Source organism: Pseudomonas extremaustralis (genome assembly GCF_900102035.1).
Classification (GTDB): Bacteria; Pseudomonadota; Gammaproteobacteria; order Pseudomonadales; family Pseudomonadaceae; genus Aquipseudomonas; species Aquipseudomonas extremaustralis.
Map to the genome: position 1 here is coordinate 1,686,067 of NZ_LT629689.1, position 19,301 is coordinate 1,705,367.

Below are 19,301 nucleotides of genomic sequence, written 5' to 3' on the forward strand. Positions count from 1 at the left end.
GGGGCAGCGTCCTTAATACAGGCATTCGACAGCCATGGCCGTGGCTTCACCGCCGCCAATGCAGATGGCGGCAACCCCGCGTTTGAGACCGTTCTGGCGCAGGGCCGAGAGCAATGTCACCAGAATCCGCGCACCGGAGGCGCCGATCGGGTGGCCCAGGGCGCAGGCGCCACCGTGCACATTGACCTTGGCATGGGGGATGTCCAGCTTGTTCATGGTCACCAGGCTGACCACGGCGAACGCTTCATTGATTTCGAACAGATCGACCTCATCGAGGCTCCAACCGGTCTTGCTCATCAACCGACGAATCGCACCCACTGGCGCCTCCGGGAACAGTCCGGGCTCATCGGCGAAGGCCGCATGTCCACGGATCACCGCCAGCGGCTTGAGCCCACGCTTGTGCGCCTCGGACTCGCGCATCAACACCAAGGCTGCCGCACCGTCGGAGATCGAACTGGAGTTGGCCGCTGTCACCGTGCCGCCTTCGCGGAAGGCCGGTTTCAGGCTGGGGATCTTGTCCGGCCTGGCCTTGGGCGGTTGTTCGTCGTGCAGGATGGTGCGCTGTTCCTTGCCCACGGTGACCTGCAGGGGAACGATCTCGGCGGCGAAATTGCCCTGGGTGATCGCCTGCTGGGCACGGGTCAGGGAGGCAACGGCGAAGGCATCCTGGGCTTCACGGGTAAAGCCATTGCGCTGGGCGCAGTCTTCGGCAAAGGTGCCCATCAGGCGGCCTTTGTCATACGCGTCCTCCAGGCCGTCGAAGAACATATGGTCGAGCACGCGGCCGTGGCCCATGCGGTAGCCGCTGCGGGCACGGTCCAGCAGGTAGGGGGCGTTGGACATGCTTTCCATGCCCCCGGCGATGACCACCTCGACGCTGCCGGCGAGCAGGGAATCATGGGCCAGGATCGTCGCTTCCATGCCCGAGCCGCACATCTTGTTGAGGGTGGTGCAACGCGTCGACTTATCCAACCCGGCACCCAGGGCGGCTTGACGCGCCGGTGCCTGGCCCAGGCCTGCGGCCAGCACACAGCCGAACAGCACTTCATCCACGGCGTCGCTGGCGATGCCGGCCCGCTCGACGGCCGCGCGGATCGCAGCCGAACCGAGCTGTGGCGCGGTCAAGCCCTTGAGGTCGCCCTGGAAGGCGCCCATGGGCGTGCGCGCGGCGCTGACAATCACAATTGGGTCGTTCATGGGAGTGCTCCTCACTTGGCTGCCATGCGCAAGGCACCGTCGAGACGGATCACCTCGCCATTGAGCATGCTGTTTTCAATGATATGCCGCACCAGCGCGGCGTATTCGGCGGGTTTGCCCAGGCGTGGCGGGAATGGCACGCCGGCGGCAAGGGAATCGCGCACCTCAGGGGTCATGCCTGCCATCATCGGCGTCTCGAAAATCCCCGGCGCGATGGTCATCACGCGGATACCGAAGCGTGCCAGTTCACGCGCCGCGGGCAACGTCAGGCTGGCGATCGCGCCTTTGGACGCCGCATACGCCGCCTGGCCGATCTGCCCGTCAAAGGCGGCCACGGAAGCGGTGTTGATGATCACGCCGCGCTCGCCATCGGCATTGGCCTCGGTGTCAGCAATCGCCGCCGCCGCCAGGCGCAGCAGGTTGAAGCTGCCGATCAGGTTGACGTTGATCACCTGGGCAAAGCTGGCCAGCCCATGGGGGCCGTTCTTGCCGAGGATTTTCTCGCCGCGTACCACCCCGGCGCAGTTCACCAGCCCATGCAGGCCGCCAAAAGCCGCGACCGTGGCTTGCACCGCTGCTTCAGCGGCGGCTTCCTGGCTGATATCCGCCACGGCACTGCGCGCGTTATCGCCCAGCTGTTTGGCCTTCGCCGCCACGGCGTCGGCGTTCAGATCCACCAGCATCACCTTGGCACCGGCGGCTACCAGCATTTCAGCGGTGGCCGCGCCGAGGCCGGAAGCCCCACCACTGACCAGAAAAACCTTGTTCTCAATCTGCATTATTGTTGTTTCCTTCGAGCACGCATTGAGTCAGTCCACAATGGCGGAATAGTCGCTCCCCGGCGCGGCAGCAGCAATGGTCAAAGCTTTCAACCTGACTGACTGGTTTGGCCAATCATCGACCCGGCTGATCGGTTGGTCGGCCCAAGCGATTGGACGTGGTCCGTGCAAGCTTCTAACCTGATGGCCTGCGCCACCGAAGAAGTTCCCGTCCCGATGATCGTGCGTCCCAAGCCCAACCTCCTGGGCATCCTGTTTTCCCTCAAGGGCTCGATTGCCAAGCGCATCGCCCTGCGCAGCCTGCTGGTCACGTTGCTGGCGTCGGTGATCGTGCTGGTGGAGACCCTGCACCCGGCGTATTTCTCCAAGGTCAACGCCACGCCGTTCACGTTGCTCGGTCTGTCGCTGTCGATCTTCATGAGCTTTCGCAATAACGCCTGTTATGACCGCTGGTGGGAGGGCCGCAAGCAGTTGGGGCAGATGGTTATCGAGGTGCGTTCGCTGATCCGTGAGACCCAGTTGATCAAGGACCCGGTGGAGCGCGCGGGCCTGCTACGCGGTGTGTGCGGGTTTGCCCACGGGTTGATCGCCCGCTTGCGCCATGAGGATGAAATCCAGGCCATAACGCCCTGGACCGCGGTGCAGCCAAGCCACCCCAACCTCCCCGATCGCGTACTGCAAAACGTCGGCGCGCGGTTGTCCGAGCTGACCGGGCAAGGCGTGCTCAGCGAGTGGCGTTATACCCAACTGGAAACGCGCCTGGTCAGCCTCAGCCAGGTCCAGGCCGCCTGCGAGCGCATCAAAGGCACCCCGCTGCCCTTCCCCTACACCTTGCTGCTGCATCGCACCATTTACCTGTTCTGCATTCTCTTGCCATTCGCCATGGCCGAACCCTTGGGCTGGCTCACGCCGGTTTTCACCGCCATCGTCAGCTATACCTTTTTTGGCCTGGATGAAATCGGCGATGACCTCGAAGACCCCTTCGGCTTCGACGAAAACGATCTGCCCTGCAATGCCCTTCTGCGTAACATCGAGCGCGAAGTACTGGCCGCACTCGGCGAGACCGACTTGCCGCCAGCGCTGGAGCCGGTGGAATACGTACTCAGCTGATAGGGGTTTGACACTCGCCGTGGTCTGGCCGAAGCTGATGACTTTGCTTGCCAAGCTTTCGGACGCCTGAATGCCCAAGTCACGCCGCTACGCCATCGTCGGCCTGTGCGCCCTGTTGTTTATTGTGCTGATCACCTGGTATTTCTCCCGTTCCACGCCTCTGGCCGTGCCGCCGGTCATTGCCCATGGCTATGCCAAAGCCTTGAAAAAGGCGCATAACGGTGAGCCGGGAGCGGCGCGCGTGTTGTACCAGCAATTGGGCCGGCCGGACCTGTCCCCCGAGCGCCGGGCCGCGTTGCATGTCGAGTTGCCCAACTACCCCAGCCCCCAAGCCTTGAAGCTCGCGGATAACGACCTGAGCAACCAATCACCGCTGGTCCGCGAGGCCGCCATTCACAGTATTGTCGGGCTGGTTCCCACCGGCCAGCGCACGCTGTTGCTCGGCCCGGTGCTGGATGATCCCGAGCAGAGTGTACGGTTTGCCGCCGCCAACGCCTTGCTCGGTCTGTCCCCCGACACCTTGGGCCTGTACTTCGGACCGTTGCAGCAGGTGCTCGACGAGTTCGTGAAAAAACTCAAGGCCCAGCCCGAAACGGCCGAAGGCTGGATTCAACTGGCGCGCCTGTACATTCACAGCGCGCTGTTGCCGGATGCACAACACGCCTTGGAACAGGCGATACGCTTGCAACCGGACAACCTGCAAGCCGTGGTGGCGCAGATCGAATTGCTGGACAAACAAGGCAAGACCGACGAGTCCCGCCAATTGCTGGCGCGGCAATTGGCGGCGCACCCCGAATCGGCCTACCTGCAACACGCCCTGGGCATGTGGCTGCTGCACCACGCAGAGGCGCCGTACGCATTGCTTGGCCTGTCCAAAGCCGTGGAGCTCGAGCCGGACAACCAGGATTATCGCTACGACCTGGCCACCACGCTGCATGCCCAGCAGGAATTGGAAGCGGCCCAGCGTCAATTGGAAGAAATCGTCCAGCGCCACCCGGCCAACCGCAAGGCGCGGGTGCTGCTCGTCAACTACTGGAAAGAAAGCGGCCAGTTGCAAAATGTGCAGGTGCTGCTCGCACAACTGGAGCAACAGAACCCCGACGATCCGGCGCTGCAACAAGGCCTGTAGGTCGTTCATACAACTTTTTGCAAAAAAGTGCCGCCGGCCCATTAATCCCGCAACAGGTTGAACCGCCGTAAAGCGCAAAGGTCAAGAGAACATGGCGCGTCTTTATCAACGCCGCGCATCCTCTCTTCGTTCGTGACCTGAGGGCACTTCTTGTCTACATCCAACGCGCAGTTAACCGAAAAAGCGGCCACCGGCATCGAAGGTCTTGATGACATTCTTGCCGGGGGGCTATCGCGCAGCCACCTGTTCCTGTTGGAAGGCGAACCCGGCACCGGGAAAACCACGGTTGCCTTGCACTTCCTACAAGCCGGGGCAAAAAGCGGTGAGCGATCGTTGTACATCACGCTATCCGAAACCGAGCGCGAATTGCGTCAGGGCGCCGAGTCCCACGGTTGGCACCTGGATGACAATATCCACATCTTCGAACTGACACCGCCGGAAAGCCTGCTCAACGCCGAGCACCAGCAGAGCCTGCTGTACTCCTCCGACCTGGAGCTGGGCGAGGCCACCCGGCAGATTTTCGAAGTGGTGGAACGGGTCAAGCCGACCCGCGTGGTGATCGACAGCCTCTCGGAAATCCGCCTGCTGGCCCAAAGCTCGCTGCGCTATCGCCGGCAGATCCTGGCGATCAAGCACTACTTCGTGCGCTACGACGCCACGGTGCTGCTGCTGGATGACCTGACCACCGAATCCCTCGACAAAACCGTGCACAGCGTGGCCCATGGGGTGATTCGCCTGGAAGAACTGACCCCCAACTACGGCGCCGAACGTCGCCGGGTGCGCGTGGTGAAGTACCGCGGCCAGAAGTACCGCGGCGGTTTCCATGACTTCACCATCATGCAGGACGGCATTCATGTGTTCCCACGCCTGGTGGCAGCCGAGCATCGCGGTGGCTACGTGCGCGACACCCTCAGCAGCGGCATTCGTGAACTGGACGCCTTGATGGGCGGCGGTGTCGAGACCGGCTCCAGCAGCCTGATCCTCGGCCCGGCCGGTACCGGCAAATCGCTGATCTCGATGATCTTTGCCGCCGCCGCCGTGGCGCGGGGTGAAAAGGCCGCGCTGTTTATCTTTGATGAAGAATTGGGCCTGCTATTCGAACGCATGAAAAACATGGGCATCGACCTGGATGCCCTGCAAGCCACCGGCAACCTGCTGATCGAGCAAGTGGATGCGGCGGAGTTGTCGCCGGGGGAATTCTCGCACCGTGTACGCCGCTGCGTGGACGAACGCGGGATCAAGACGGTGGTCATCGACAGCATCAACGGCTACCAGGCCGCCATGCCGGAAGAGAATGCGCTGATCCTGCACATGCACGAGTTGCTGCTGTACCTCAACCGCCGGGGCGCGGCGACGTTCATGACGGTCGCGCAACACGGGCTGGTGGGGGATATGCAGGCGCCCGTCGACATTACTTACCTGGCGGACACCGTGATTCTGCTGCGCTACTTCGAGGCCTTGGGCAAGGTGCGCCGCGCCATCTCGATCATCAAGAAACGCACCGGCACCCATGAAGCCACCATTCGTGAGTACCGGATCGGCAGTAACGGCATGACGGTCGGCGAACCGCTCGACAATTTCCAGGGCGTACTGCGCGGTATTCCCACCTACATGGGCGCCGGTTCGCCATTGCTCAAGGATGAGGGCGTGTGACCGCCCTGTCACCGCTCTCCGAGCGCGCCATTATCCTTGCGCCGATGGGGCGCGACGGCTCGCTGGCCTTGATGATGCTCAACGAAGCCGGCTACAGCGGCGTCGTTGCCGGCAGCCTGGCGATCCTGTGTGAAGAACTGGGCAACGGTGCCGGCCTGCTCCTGATGGCCGCCGAAGCCTTGCACGGCGAGGATTTGCAGCCGCTGCTGGCGTATTTGCATCAACAGCCCGCCTGGTCCGACCTACCCATCGTGCTGATGACCCACCACGGCGGCAGCGAACAAAACGGTTCCTCGCACCTGAGCGGCTTGCTGGGCAACGTGACTTTCCTGGAGCGGCCTTTCCATCCCGTGACCCTGATCAGCCTGGTCAGCGCCGCGTTGCGCGGTCGGCGTCGGCAATATGAAGCGCGAGATCGACTGGTCGACCTGAGCGAGAGCGAGGCACGCTTGCAACGCACCCTCGAAACCCTTGAGCAGCAAGTCGAAGAACGTACCGCCCAATTGCGCAGTAATGAAGAGGCTTTGCGCCAGTCCCAGAAGATGGAAGCCGTCGGCCAATTGACGGGGGGCATCGCTCACGACTTCAACAACATGCTCACCGGAATTATCGGCAGCCTGGAGCTGCTGCGCAGGCGCATCGCTCGCGGTAAGCTCGACGACCTCGACGGTTTGATCGACCTGGGCGTGACCTCGGCCAACCGGGCTGCGGGCCTTACCCACCGCCTGCTGGCGTTTTCCCGGCGCCAGTCGCTGGACTCGAAACCGGTGCAGATCAACCGCTTGGTCAGCTCCATGGGCGAATTGTTGCAACGCAGCATCAACGAAAGCATCACCCTGCAGATGTGCCTCACCGATCAACTGTGGACCGCCGAAGCCGACCCCAACCAACTGGAAAGCGCCCTGCTCAACCTGGTGATCAACGCGCGCGATGCCATGCCCAACGGCGGCAAGCTCACCGTCGAGACCACCAACCGCCATCTGGACAGCGTATTCACCGCGGCCTACGGCACCCTCAGCCCCGGCGATTACGTGGAACTGAGCGTCAGCGACACCGGCTGCGGCATTCCGCAAAGCGTGATGGGCCGCGTGTTCGACCCCTTCTTCACCACCAAGCCCATCGGCCAGGGCACCGGTCTGGGCCTGTCGATGATCTACGGCTTCGCCCGCCAGTCCCGTGGGCATGTCACGATTCACAGCGAAGTGGGCAAGGGCACCACTGTGAGCCTGTTCCTGCAGCGCTTTGTCGGCGAGGTCGTCACCGATGCCGCAGTAAACCCGGCGCTGCTGCCGTTCGCCAATGCGGGCGAAACCGTGCTGATCGTCGAGGACGACCCGGCCGTGCGCGTGCTGGTCAGTGCAGTGCTCAAGGAACTCGGCTATGCCTTTGTCGAGGCCGGCGATGCCGATGCGGCCGTGCCGATCATCGAATCCGAGCAACGTATCGACCTGATGATCAGCGACGTCGGCCTGCCAGGCATGAACGGGCGGCAACTGGCGGAAATCGGCCGGCAGATTCGGCCGGACCTGAAGGTTTTATTCATTACCGGCTACGCCGAGCATGCCGCCGTGCGTGGCGGTTTTCTCGATCCTGGCATGCAGTTGATCACCAAGCCGTTCACCTTTGAACTGTTGACGGCGAAGGTCAGGGAGATGATTCAGGCGTGACCCGAGCCCCCAGGGCTGATCCAGACACGATTGGACACGGGGCGAAATGGAATCACTGAATGCTTTTCGGACATTAAGGTTATGCATCGGGATGCGACGTTTATCCCGAGCGACTCCTTAAATGACCTGACGAGCCGTAGGATGATTAACTCCGCCACCGTTTCAAACATTCCCCGCCCTGCACCCCCGACCTCGATCGCCGCCCGGCAGCCCTCTGAGACACGCCACCCGCGCAACGCCGATCTCCCTGCCGTAGCGGCTGACACGAGCCGTGCCGCCGGCGATCGCGAATTGGCATCGCTGTACGCCAAGGCCCTGCGGCGCACGACAGGCGTGCCCCATCGGGACCGCGAGATCATGGTCGACAACATTCCCCCCCACTCGACGTTTGGCCAGTGGTGGGCCCAGTTGGGGCGCGCCATGCAGTCCCAGGATGTGAATGATTGGCTCCTGTCCGCCGGGGTGAATAAATCCTCGTTGCTCATCGCTCCCGAACGCGGCGAAATGAGCGACAACGTCCAGCGTTTCCGGGCATCAGGGCCCCTCTTGCGCGCCAATGACACAGCCTGGTCACAATTGAGCGGACCGATCATCGACGCAGGCAAGGTCGTCAACGGACGCGGCGGTACCTCCTTCTTCAAGCCAGCGCTTTCAGCAGACAGCACCAGCGCGCCTCTGGAGGTAGTCAGGAATTTTTACTTCCAGCCCACCTTTCAAGCCCCTGAGGATAATCACGAGCACGCCGATGAGCTGGAGCGCGCCAACGCATTCTTGCCGCTTCCAACCGCGCAAAGGGCCAACCTGCAAGCCATGCGCAGCGAAGAGGAACTCTCAAGGCAAAAGGGCGCTGTCGGCGATAAAAACACCCGGCTCACGGCTGCGCGGGAATTCCAGCACATGGCGGCCCTGCTGGAGACTGGCGACCTGGACGAGCAAAACATTCACGAGCATTTGCAACGCCACAACCTGCAAGTAGATCCCCATGGCACGTTTCCAACCGACAGCCTTAACCAGTGGGGCGAGGCCAGCCTCAAGCAGTACCTACAGGAAAATGGCCTGGATATCCCCAAGACGCGCGCAGAGGTGACGAACCTGGCCGCTGCCTTGCTCAACCCGCCGCCGAAAAGCGCGCGGTACGGCAACTTTGGCGGTGCACTGGACTGGCCTATACCGCTGGACAACACCAGCCAGCGGCAACTGCTGGCCAATATTCGTTTCGGCAAGCTCGGCGGCATTGAGTTGAGCCCTTACCAGAGCGTGCTGGATTACCTGATGCAAGGCCGAACGCTCGAACCCAGCGACTTACAGAACCCACAGCGTGTCATCGACGAAATGATCCAGTCGGAACGTGGTCAGGCACTGGGCAAGGCGATCCAGGCCAGTTTCGACGCCAAGTCGATCAAAGGCAGCGCCAACGACTGGCTGCTGGCGGCGCTGACCGTGGACTGGAACTCGTCATCGCCGGATGGAAAAAGTCACGTTGGCCACTATCCATGGAACGGGAGCGAAAGCTACGGCAAGAGCGCCTCCGCCATCGTAAAAAACGTGGCCAATTATTTGTTTTATAACGACAGCGCATCGTCGCCGGAAAAAGCCAGGCTGCTGGCCCATCTGCGCCTGGCCAGCCGCGCGCCGGAGCTGTTGGTCAAGGACATCCCCGACAAGGTGACCTTCGGCTCCCACAGCTGGGTGGCGTTTGCCACGGCCGTACGCAGGCTGGAAGCAAAAGCGCCGGGCTCGACCGCCAGCATGAATTACGCCCAAGTGATGCTGCAGGCCTCCATTGCACCGATCTCCGCCAACGAGCGCGCGATTGAACACGCGGCACAGCAGGAAGCACTCAAGGATTGGGCAACGGCGAACGGTATGCCCGCCCCTCGCACCGACGCGCAATGGGCTCAAGTGCGCAACGCATACAACACGCGTATCGACACACTGAAAACGGCCTCCGAAGCGTTCGACACACCGATGCCGATGGCCAAAGAGATAGCCTTGGCGCAATTGAGAACAGCCTTCCCGGACATGGACCCGGCGCTGTTCGAGCAACACTGCATCACCCTGGAACCCGCCGTGGCGGATTTTCCGGGGCCTTACTCAATGCTTGACCTGTACCTGGATGGCCGCAGCGCCAGTGGCGCCCCGACCCCGCATTACGACGCCTTCTATACGGCACTGTTTCGCGCAACATCGGATCGGCCTTCCGCCAGTCGCTTTATCTCCTCGTCCAGCGATGTCGACATCGACGCGGTGCTCACCAAGCTCAAGCAGCTCCCGGACATATCCGCCGCATTCAAAAAAAGTTTCCTGGCGTACGCAGATTCGATTGAGAACGGCATTCGCGTTCAACTCAGGAACCTGATCACGCAACAACCGATCGAGGTCCGTCGGAATCTTGAATACGGCAAGATCACACTCGTGCGAGAGGACAAGCTTGATTACGCCCCGTTTTCCATGCAGCCCACGGTCAGACCGACCGAGCACAATAATCTGCTGATTAAAACCGAGCGTAACGGACAGGTTCACACTTACGAGGTCGATCTGAAACAAGGGCGAATCGTCGAGCGTACTGACCTGGGGGATTTTCAGCCCGGGAGATTTCCGCTCAATCACTCCCATCCCGGCAGAAATTTTGTCGAGGTGGCGGGCGAAGGCAACTACCCACCGGGTGTGAAAGACGAACGATATGGCGGCAACGCCACCCCCGACAGCTTCAATAGCGAGAGGACTTCGTACTTAGCGGATGCGTTCGTCAAGCACGCGAATATTCGTGAGCTTCGACAGGAGGCCATGGGCCAGACCACCTTCGATACCGAGACGCCGTTTTACAAAAAACTCACCGAGTTCATGCTTAACCTGATTCCATTACGCTCGGCGATCGTCAACTTCCGCGATGGAAATATCGCCGAGGGCATTATGGATCTGTCGCTGGATGCGTTGGGCTTTGTCGTCGGGGTCGGTGCAGCCGCCAAGGGCGCCAAGGCCCTGTCGGCCGGAGCTTCGGCGCTCAGCAAAGTCGTTCGAGGCGCCAAGATTGTCGGGCGTGCCGCAATCGGCAGCCTCAACCCCGTGGATGGCATCGGTGACCTGGCCAAAGGCGCGGTGAAACTCGGAAAAAACGGGATCAAGGCCACCTCCCAGGGCATCAAGAAGCTGACCCATTCCGCCGGTAGCTACGATCTATTGCACGCCAGCAAACGCTTCGATGCCTCCACAGTGGGGACATTCAAGGCTAACAACCGGTTTCTGGAGGGGCCGGCGGTCCTGCAAAACGGGCAGTGGCATCACTACAACCCGACGACCGGACAAGCCTACGGCCCGGCGCTGAAAGACTTTGTGCCTTCGGCGCAGCTCAATCCTGAGGATTTGGGTAAATGGGCCACCGCCAATGGCAGGGCCTCGACAATCCCGGATGGCGTTGTCAGCAACTGGAAAAAAACCGTCAGCACCCATCGAAACGGCCCTGAAAAGGAAGCCTTCGAACGCGGCTATCACTCTGGAAACCCTCAGACGATCAAGGGGTTCTCGAAGAATATGAAAGCCGCAGAGGTGATGAAATTGGCCGACAACAAACACCTCACCGCCGAACAGGTCGGGATACTGGTAAAGAAATACGACGATATCGCCTACGAATTCGGGCGCAATGGCACCGCCCGGTTTATCGACGCGATAGAACCGCGCTTCGGCGACGTCATCCCCATCCCGCAAGTCGTCTACCTCTCTCAAACAGCGCAATTGTCTGACGGTCAATGTGCCGCGCTGTCGCGGGCCATGGCGACTGCGATGGCGCAAGGGAAAGAGCAGGTGCTGATCAAAAACATGTTTACCGCTGCGGCCTTTCCAGCCGACCCGGCCTCCAGAGCGTTCATTGCCCGGTTGAGCAAGATCCAAAACCAAGTGGGCAGTCAAACCGCGTTCCACGCGGGGCAATCCACGCGCCAGGTGTCGTTGAAGGGCATGGTCAAGGAGCTGGCCGATTCGGACGTGTCGAAGTCGATCATGATCGACTCCCCCGCTCATGCCATGGCGGCCGGCGTCAAAGTCGATGGCGCCCACAAGACCTTTTACTTTTATGACCCCAATCATGGCCTCGCCCAGTTCCCAAGCGCGGAAGCGATGGAAAAGGGCCTGGAAAAACTGACCCGCGATAAAAAATTGATGCCCCAATATAAAACCCACAGCACCGATCCCAATAAGTTGGAATTCAAGGTGTTTGATCACGACGATGGGTGGCAGCTAAAAAACAGTGTCTACGGCCCGGACGTCAAGATGCTCTATGACGCACCCATTACTCCGTCTGGCCTTGCGCAGCTGTCCAATGCGGAGTTGCAGAAGAACTGGGAAGTGATGCACCGGGCGCCCGGCAATCAAGGCATGATCTGTTACGAGGCCTCCATGCGCGTCGGTCAGGCGGAAAAAGCCCTCGCGCCGGAGGTATTCGACGCGGTCGTCGCCACCACCAACCGTCGAGGTTCGGGAACGAATTATTCACAGCGCTATTTGGAGATGATGGGCGTAGACCCCGACAACCTGAAAACCCGCTTCGATACGGCCGACATCAGCGAATCCGGGCTGCTCAATTTCAAACATGCCCATGAGGGCGGTGAGTTTGCCCACACCGTCTATATCCAGAAAACCAAACACAACGAGTTATACCTGTTCAACACCAATAACCCGGACCTGGACGTGGCGATGATCAGAAATGGCAACCCACCCGAGGTGAGCGGCGGGCTGACCGTCTATCACTTGGGCAATGGCAAAGACAAAGGCCTGCAGGATTTCATCGATGGATTCGATGGCAAAGGGGGTTGGCAATTCGCCTACACACCTTCCAGCGCCCTCAATACCAACGTGGCGCGACTCAGGTCCTGATCATCTGATGGCGGCGGCGTCCTGGCTGTATCGGCGCCGCCACCTCAGGCGAGCAACCGCTGGATATGCGCCTGCAACGTATCCAGGTCGAACGGTTTGGCCAGGATCGGCGCATTACGCGTGATCGAGCTGTGGCAATCGAGGATTTCCTGCGGGTAACCGCTGATAAAAATCACCTTGAGTTCCGGTCGCAGCTTGATCGCGGGCTCGGCGATCTGTACGCCGGAAATCCCGCCCGGCAGGCGGTAATCAGTGACCATCAGGTCCAGGTGCGGCTTGGTCGCCAGGATTTCAAAGGCCTGCTCCCCGTTGATTGCCTTCAACACCCGGTAACCCAGGCCTGACAGGTACTCACCCAACACAAACATAATGGATTCGTCATCCTCGACGATCAGTACGACATCTTGTGCATCTTCACTCATGGGAAGCCTTTGTCCGGTCAATTGCTGCAAGTACGACCATAGGGTCACACAGAGGTTGCGTCGGGACGACGATTGATTTCACGCCGACGGCTCAAGGGGCAGGCACACCCGAAACAAGGCGCCCTCGCCTATCCGGCTCTCGACCTCGATGGTGCCCCCATGGGCCGCAACGATCTGCTCTGAAATAAACAGCCCAAGGCCCAGGCCCGCCGCGACCTGACTGGCGGATACGCGCTCGAACTGCTGGAAAATACGCTTCTGGTTCTCTTCGCTGATGCCGATCCCACGGTCACGCACTTCCACCCGCGCTTGATCCTGCTCACGGTACACGCGCACGAGCACCGGGCTCTTGGCTCCGTAGCGCAAGGCGTTGGTCAACAGGTTGGTCACCACTTGTTCGATACGGAACTCATCCCAGTTGCCTTCCACCGGACCTTCGGCGACCAGTTGCATGGATGACTGTGCCGCCGCCACTTGCGGCGCGAAGTTCTCCACCAAGTTATGCACCAGTTGTGCCAGATCGAAACGTCCGGGACGAATCGACAGTTTGCCGGTGCGGATACGCGACACGTCGAGCATGTCTTCGATCAGCCGGATCAGGCTCTGGATCTGGCGCTCGTCGCGGTCGACCATGGCGTGCATCTTGTCCAGGGTAAACGCCGCGGCATTGTCCCGGGCCAAGTGCATCTTGCGCAGTTGGGTTTCCAGGATCAGCCCGTTGAGGGGTGTGCGCACTTCGTGGGCAACGATCGACATGAAGTCGTCACGCATGCGCACCGCTTGCTCCAGCTCGGCCTGGGTGGCCTGCAGGCGTGTCAGCAGCAGCTCCTGCTCGCGACGGCTGCGCTCAAGGGCTTCGACCTGCAGCTTCATCGCCTTGCTCTGGCGGTACAGGTCGACGAACACGTTGACTTTGCTCTTCACCGCGTGGATGTCCAACGGTTTGTGCAGGAAGTCCACGGCGCCACTTTCATAGCCCTTGAACGCATAGTTGAGCTCGCGGCCAGCGGCACTGACGAACACGATCGGGATGTTCTTGGTCTTCTCGGTACCGCGCATCAGCTCGGCCAGCTCGAAACCGTTCATGCCGGGCATCTGCACATCGAGGATCGCCAGGGCGAACTCGTGCTCCAGCAGCAGGGACAAGGCCTCGTCGGCGCTCAATGCCTTGAAGACCTGACGGTCCTCACGCTTGATCAGCGCTTCGAGGGCCAGCAGGTTTTCCGGCAGATCATCGACGATCAGCAGTTTGGCCTGGACAGTACTTAACATGGGGAATATTCCAGGGAAGCCAACAGTGAGCCAATGCGGCCCAGCGTAAGAATGTGGTCGGGTGTATGCAACGCCAGGGCGGCCCGTGGCATGACGGCGACGCGGGCCTCCGCAGGATCTTGCACCACGGTGGTGCCGCCCTGCGCCTTGACTTGGGCCAGGCCTTGGGCGCCGTCTTGATTGGCGCCGGTCAACAGGACGGCCAGCAGGCCCTTGCCGTAGGCGTCGGCGGCGGAGGCGAACAGGTAGTCGATAGCCGGCCGCGAGTGATGCACACGCTCTTCCTGGCTCAGGGACAGGCTGCGATCCTGCTCCACCGACAAGTGATAGCGAGGGCCGGCAAAGTACAGAGTGCCGGGCATGATCACTTCCTTGTCGCGCGCTTCCACCACCGGCATGCTCAGGCGCCGGCCAAAGACCTCCGCCAGTTGGCTGCGACGTTCGTCCGGCAGGTGCAGGACCGCGAGGATCGGCAACCCGAAACCGTCAGGCAGCGCGGCGAATATCGTCAGCAACGCCTCAACGCCGCCAGCGGATGCCCCGATGACGATCGCTTCAATGCCCGGAATCGATGCCGGGTTGCCCGCCGCTTGATTCATAGTTTTCGGTAGATCCGTTCCTGTTTGACCAAGGGTTCGAACTGGTTGTTGTAGGCGGAAAACTCCAGGGTTTCCTTGCTGCCCAACACCAGAAAACCCCGGTGGCAGAGCGACTCATGAAACAAGCCGAACGCCCGATCTTGCAACTTTTTATTGAAATAAATCAATACGTTACGACATGAAATTAATTGAGTTTCTGAGAATACGCTATCGGTCGCCAGGCTGTGGTCGGCAAAAGTCACATTCTCACGCAGGGTCTTGTCGAAGATCGCGTAATCGTAAGCGGCGGTGTAGTAGTCGGCGAACGACGCCTGCCCCCCGGCCTGCTGATAATTGGCGGTATAGGCTCGCACGCTGTCCAGGGGAAAGATGCCCTGCTTGGCTTTGTCCAGGGATGCCGGGTTGATGTCGGTGGCGTAAATGATCGTACGCTCCAGCAAGCCTTCTTCGCGCAGCATGATGGCCATGGAGTACACCTCCTCCCCCGTGCTGCAACCGGCGATCCAGATCTTGATCGACGGGTAGGTCTTGAGCAGCGGCACCACTTCCTGGCGGATCGCCAGGAAGTGCGACGGGTCGCGAAACATCTCGCTCACCGGAATCGTCAGGAACTGCAGCAATTGCATGAACGCCGCCGGGTCGTGCAGTACCCGCTCCTGCAGCGCCGAGATCGTCGCGCAATCGAATTGGCGCAAGGCATGGGCCACACGTCGTTTGACCGACGCGCCGGAGTAATCGCGAAAGTCATAGCTGTACTTGAGGTAAATCGCCTCGATCAACAGGCGCAGCTCAATATCGCTGCTTTTCTCCAAAAAACTTCGCTCCACTTAAATGCGTTCCATCTTCGGTAGCCACACGCGAATCAGTGAGAACAGACGATCCAGATCGATCGGCTTGGCCAGGTAATCGTTGGAGCCCGCGGCGAGGCAGCGCTCCTGATCGTCCTTCATGGCCTTGGCCGTGACGGCGATGATGGGCAGCTTTTTCCAGCGCGGGTCCTGACGGATCAAGGCAGTCGCCTCGTAACCGTCCATCTCCGGCATCATCACGTCCATCAGCACCAGATCGATATCCTCGACTTCATTGAGTCTGTCGATGGCTTCGTAGCCGTTACGGCCAATGACCACCACGGCGCCTTTGTGTTCCAGGGCACTGGTCAGGGCGAAGATATTGCGCACATCGTCGTCCACCAGCAGGATCTTGCGCCCCTCGAAGACCTTGTCGCGGCTGCGGGCGGTCTTGAGCATCTTCTGGCGGTCATGGGACAGCTGGGATTCGACTTTGTGCAAAAAGAGTGTGACTTCGTCGAGCAGGCGCTCCGGCGAGCGGGCCCCCTTGATGATGATCGAGCGCGAATACTTGCGCAGTTCGGCTTCTTCATCGCGGGTCAGGTTGCGCCCGGTGTAGACGATCACCGGCGGGAATGAGCAGATGTCTTCGGTGGCCATGCGCTTGAGCAACTCGTTGCCGAGCATGTCCGGCAACTTGAGGTCGATGATCATGCAGTCATAGACGTTGGTGCGCAGCAGCTCAAGGGCAGCCTGGGCGTAGCCGACATCGGTGATCTCGATGTCATCGTCGCCGATCAGGCGGGCAATGCTGTCGCGTTGCAGATCATCGTCTTCCACCAGCAATACGCGCTTGACCTTCTGGGTCAGCTTGGCCTCCAGGCGCGCGAACACGTGTTTGAGCTCTTCGCGGGTGGTGGGCTTGACCGCATAGCCGATGGCGCCCATGTGCATGGCGGCTTCGACACGGTCCTCCACGGAAATCACATGCACCGGGATGTGCCGGGTGTTGGCGTGCTCCTTCAGGCGTTGCAGTACCGTGAGGCCGGAATGGTCCGGCAGGCGCATGTCCAGCAGGATCGCATCGGGGATGTATTCTTCGGCCAGGCTGTAGCCTTCGTCCGCACCGTGGGCCACCAGGCATTGGTAACCCAGCTCGTGGGCGAGGTCGAACAGAATGCGTGCGAAGTTAGGCTCGTCCTCTACCACCAGGATGCAACGGGTGGTGAACGGGGCCTTGTCACGGTCGTCGGCAAAACGCGGGATATGCTCGGCATCGGCCACTGGCAGCGGCGAGATCGCGATGGGTTTGGGCGCCGGCGCGGGCGCCACGACGGCCTGGCGCGGCTGCTCGATCGGTGCGGCATCGTGTTCGCGCTCGACGTAATGCTCAGGAATCACCAGGGTGAAAATGCTGCCCTGGCCGGGTTCGCTGGTCACGCTGATGTAGCCGCCGAGCAAGGTCGCCAGGTCGCGGGAAATCGACAGGCCCAGGCCAGTGCCGCCATAGCGACGGTTGGTGGTGCCATCGGCCTGACGGAAGGCTTCGAAGATGCTTTCCTGCTGCTCCGGCGCAATACCGATCCCCGAATCGCGCACGGTGAAGGCAATCCCCTCTCCCGGTGCGCGGGATACCGACAGGCTTACCTGGCCCTGCTCAGTGAACTTGATGGCGTTGGACAACAGGTTCTTGAGGATCTGCTCCAGGCGCTGGCGGTCGGTGTAGAGCATGGTCGGCGCACCGTCCTGCACTTGCACCTGGAAGCCTAGCTTGCGGTCGGCGGCCAACGGCTCGAACATCCCGCGCAGGCCATCCACCAGGCGCGTCACGCTGGAGTTTTCCGGACGCATCTCCAGCTTGCCGGCTTCCACCTTGGAAATATCCAGAATGTCGTTGATCAGGTTGAGCAGGTCATTGCCCGCGGAATAGATCGACTCGGCAAACTTGACCTGTTCAGCGCTGAGGTTTTCCTGGGGGTTTTCCGCCAGCAGCTTGGCCAGAATCAACGAGCTGTTCAGCGGCGTGCGCAGTTCGTGGGACATATTGGCGAGGAATTCGGATTTGTACTTGCTCGAACGCTGCAACTCTTCTGCGCGGTCCTCCAGCTCCAACTGGGCCTGGTTGAGCTCGCCGTTCTTGCGGTCCATGGCGTCGCGCTGATCGGCGAGGATCTGGGCCTGTTCGGCCAGTTGCTCGTTGGTCTGCTCCAACTCGGCTTGCTGGGTTTCCAGGTGGGTCTGGGATTCCTTGAGGATGCGCGACTGTTCTTCGAGCTCCTCGTTGGCGGTCTTGAGTTCTTCCTGCTGCACTTGCAGTTCTTCATTGAGCTGCTGGGTTTCGGCGAGCACTTCCTGCAAGCGCTGGCGATACCGCGCGGCTTCGATGGAGGTGCCGATATTTCCGGCGATCAGTTCCAGTAACTCGACGTCACGTTCTTCCAGCGGACGCAGGAAACCCAGCTCGATCACGCCATTGACCCGGTCGTCATCGCTGGTCGGCATCACCATCACGCTGCGGGGCGAACCTTCTCCCAGCCCGGAGCTGACCTTGAAGTAATCCACCGGCACGTCGTCCAGACGAATCAAACGATCCATCTGCGCGGCCTGGCCGACGATGCCCTCGTCGCTGAAGATCGCCTGTTCGCGCTGCTCCTGCTCACGGGAGAACCCATAACTGGCCACGCGCTTGAGGCCGCCGTGCTCTTCGCGCACATATAGCGCCGCCACCGCCGAGCCCATGTACTGGGCAAAGAACTGCAGGATATTGCGACCGAGCATATTCAGGGTCAGTTGGCCAAGCACCTGTTCAGCCAGTTCGGTCTGGCCGTTGCGCAGCCAGGCTTGCCGTTCCAGGCGGCGCGCGATCTTCTCTTGTGACGCGAGGTTTGAGCTGTAACTGTCTGACAAGGCAAGTAGATTTTTACGGCCGATATACGCGAGAAAGCCACTGAGGCCCAGCACGAACGCCAGGTACAGGGTCACGCTGATGATGGTGGTACGGGTCACGTCTTCGTTGCGCGCGATACGGAACTGCTGCTCCATCGCCACCGCATCGTCGTATTCCTTGCGAATTTCGTCCGTCAGGCGCTTGCCGCGCCCGGCTTTGACCGCGTTGCGGTAGTCGCCGTTTTCGCGCTGCATATCGATCATCGACTGCGCGTACTTATTCCATTCGACCTGCATGGCCTCCAGGCGCTTGAGGCGATCCACCTGCTCCGGGTTGTCCTTCACCAACTCCTGCAAGTTGCGCAGGTCGGCAATGATCCGCGGCTTGGCCACTTCGTATGGGTCGAGGAAATGCTCATCGCCGGTAATCAGAAAACCGCGCATGCCGGTTTCCAGGTCCACGGTCAGTTTGGATGTTTCGTTGAGGTTATTGATGACCCGATCGGTGTGCTCCACCCATTGGATCACCGACAACAGATATGTAATCAGACACACGAAAAACACCGCACTGATTACGCCCACACCGAGGGGCAATGCGACGTTTCGGCTCAGCAGTGTACGAAAGCTCTTTTCATCGACGGACGACGGGGGAGTCATGGGCATGCCTTGGCCAAATGTGTAAAGCCGGAAGTTTGCCCGAAAGTTGCCGTTGAACGCTATTTTTCTGCCACTTCCGTACACCATTGCCTACACAAGGTCGGGAAAAGCCTGTGCGCTGGCAGCGGATTACATGGCGTCATTGTTTTAGTTACTCATACTCTGCCCCCAGCACTGTAGGAACCAGGAAAGTGAGTATTCCCACAGAAAGTAGCGTCTTGGGCAAAGGGAGGTCCCACAAAAGAGGCGCTCACTTTCCTTCTGAACATAGGG

Annotated in this window: 12 protein-coding genes; 5 read left to right on the plus strand and 7 right to left on the minus strand. The window is 60.6% G+C overall.

Annotation, left to right across the window (positions count from 1 at the left end):
• Positions 1-12: 12 nt before the first annotated feature.
• A complete protein-coding gene (locus tag BLR63_RS08000) occupies positions 13-1,197 on the minus strand; it encodes an acetyl-CoA C-acyltransferase (protein ID WP_010562839.1) in 1,185 nt (394 codons plus the stop codon).
• Positions 1,198-1,208: 11 nt separating this feature from the next.
• Positions 1,209-1,976, minus strand: coding sequence for an SDR family NAD(P)-dependent oxidoreductase (locus BLR63_RS08005; RefSeq protein WP_010562838.1), 768 nt, complete (start codon positions 1,974-1,976; stop codon positions 1,209-1,211).
• Positions 1,977-2,192: 216 nt separating this feature from the next.
• Between BLR63_RS08005 and BLR63_RS08010 the strand changes: the two genes are divergently transcribed.
• The 5 genes from BLR63_RS08010 to BLR63_RS08030 all read left to right on the plus strand — a co-directional run bounded on the left by BLR63_RS08010 (position 2,193) and on the right by BLR63_RS08030 (position 12,404).
• The gene (locus BLR63_RS08010) at positions 2,193-3,086 is read left to right on the plus strand and encodes a bestrophin family protein (protein WP_010562837.1); all 894 of its coding nucleotides are present in this window, start codon (positions 2,193-2,195) and stop codon (positions 3,084-3,086) included.
• Between the two features lie 70 nt (positions 3,087-3,156).
• Positions 3,157-4,215, plus strand: a complete 1,059-nt coding sequence (locus BLR63_RS08015) for a tetratricopeptide repeat protein (protein ID WP_010562836.1) — start codon at positions 3,157-3,159, stop codon at positions 4,213-4,215.
• Between the two features lie 150 nt (positions 4,216-4,365).
• On the plus strand, positions 4,366-5,868 hold the full coding sequence (locus BLR63_RS08020) for an ATPase domain-containing protein (RefSeq protein WP_010562835.1): 1,503 nt from the start codon (positions 4,366-4,368) through the stop codon (positions 5,866-5,868).
• Positions 5,865-7,535, plus strand: coding sequence for an ATP-binding protein (locus BLR63_RS08025; protein WP_010562834.1), 1,671 nt, complete (start codon positions 5,865-5,867; stop codon positions 7,533-7,535). The genes BLR63_RS08020 and BLR63_RS08025 overlap by 4 nt, the downstream gene beginning before the upstream one ends.
• Before the next feature lie 81 nt (positions 7,536-7,616).
• Positions 7,617-12,404, plus strand: a complete 4,788-nt coding sequence (locus BLR63_RS08030; protein ID WP_156791897.1) for a hypothetical protein — start codon at positions 7,617-7,619, stop codon at positions 12,402-12,404.
• Positions 12,405-12,448: 44 nt separating this feature from the next.
• On the opposite strand, the gene BLR63_RS08035 is transcribed toward BLR63_RS08030, so the two are convergent.
• The 5 genes from BLR63_RS08035 to BLR63_RS08055 form a co-directional block, all read right to left on the minus strand.
• Positions 12,449-12,826, minus strand: a complete 378-nt coding sequence (locus tag BLR63_RS08035; protein ID WP_010562832.1) for a response regulator — start codon at positions 12,824-12,826, stop codon at positions 12,449-12,451.
• 78 nt (positions 12,827-12,904) lie between these two features.
• A complete protein-coding gene (locus BLR63_RS08040; protein ID WP_010562831.1) occupies positions 12,905-14,098 on the minus strand; it encodes a hybrid sensor histidine kinase/response regulator in 1,194 nt (397 codons plus the stop codon).
• Positions 14,092-14,697, minus strand: a complete 606-nt coding sequence (locus BLR63_RS08045; protein WP_010562830.1) for a chemotaxis protein CheB — start codon at positions 14,695-14,697, stop codon at positions 14,092-14,094. Before BLR63_RS08045 ends, BLR63_RS08040 begins: the two co-directional genes overlap by 7 nt.
• Positions 14,694-15,524, minus strand: a complete 831-nt coding sequence (locus BLR63_RS08050; RefSeq protein ID WP_010562829.1) for a CheR family methyltransferase — start codon at positions 15,522-15,524, stop codon at positions 14,694-14,696. The genes BLR63_RS08045 and BLR63_RS08050 overlap by 4 nt, the downstream gene beginning before the upstream one ends.
• Positions 15,525-19,028: a response regulator gene (locus BLR63_RS08055; RefSeq protein WP_010562828.1), complete on the minus strand. Its 3,504-nt coding sequence runs from the start codon at positions 19,026-19,028 to the stop codon at positions 15,525-15,527. It abuts the gene before it with no gap.
• Positions 19,029-19,301: the final 273 nt, after the last annotated feature.

What these genes read in the sequence shown, in the direction of transcription:
- BLR63_RS08000 (WP_010562839.1), bottom strand. Translation starts at nt 1,197, where the DNA reads ATGAACGACCCAATTGTGATTGTCAGCGCCGCGCGCACGCCCATGGGC.
- BLR63_RS08005 (WP_010562838.1), bottom strand. Translation starts at nt 1,976, where the DNA reads ATGCAGATTGAGAACAAGGTTTTTCTGGTCAGTGGTGGGGCTTCCGGC.
- BLR63_RS08010 (WP_010562837.1), top strand. Translation starts at nt 2,193, where the DNA reads ATGATCGTGCGTCCCAAGCCCAACCTCCTGGGCATCCTGTTTTCCCTC.
- BLR63_RS08015 (WP_010562836.1), top strand. Translation starts at nt 3,157, where the DNA reads ATGCCCAAGTCACGCCGCTACGCCATCGTCGGCCTGTGCGCCCTGTTG.
- BLR63_RS08030 (WP_156791897.1), top strand. Translation starts at nt 7,617, where the DNA reads ATGCATCGGGATGCGACGTTTATCCCGAGCGACTCCTTAAATGACCTG.
- BLR63_RS08035 (WP_010562832.1), bottom strand. Translation starts at nt 12,826, where the DNA reads ATGAGTGAAGATGCACAAGATGTCGTACTGATCGTCGAGGATGACGAA.
- BLR63_RS08040 (WP_010562831.1), bottom strand. Translation starts at nt 14,098, where the DNA reads ATGTTAAGTACTGTCCAGGCCAAACTGCTGATCGTCGATGATCTGCCG.
- BLR63_RS08045 (WP_010562830.1), bottom strand. Translation starts at nt 14,697, where the DNA reads ATGAATCAAGCGGCGGGCAACCCGGCATCGATTCCGGGCATTGAAGCG.
- BLR63_RS08055 (WP_010562828.1), bottom strand. Translation starts at nt 19,028, where the DNA reads ATGACTCCCCCGTCGTCCGTCGATGAAAAGAGCTTTCGTACACTGCTG.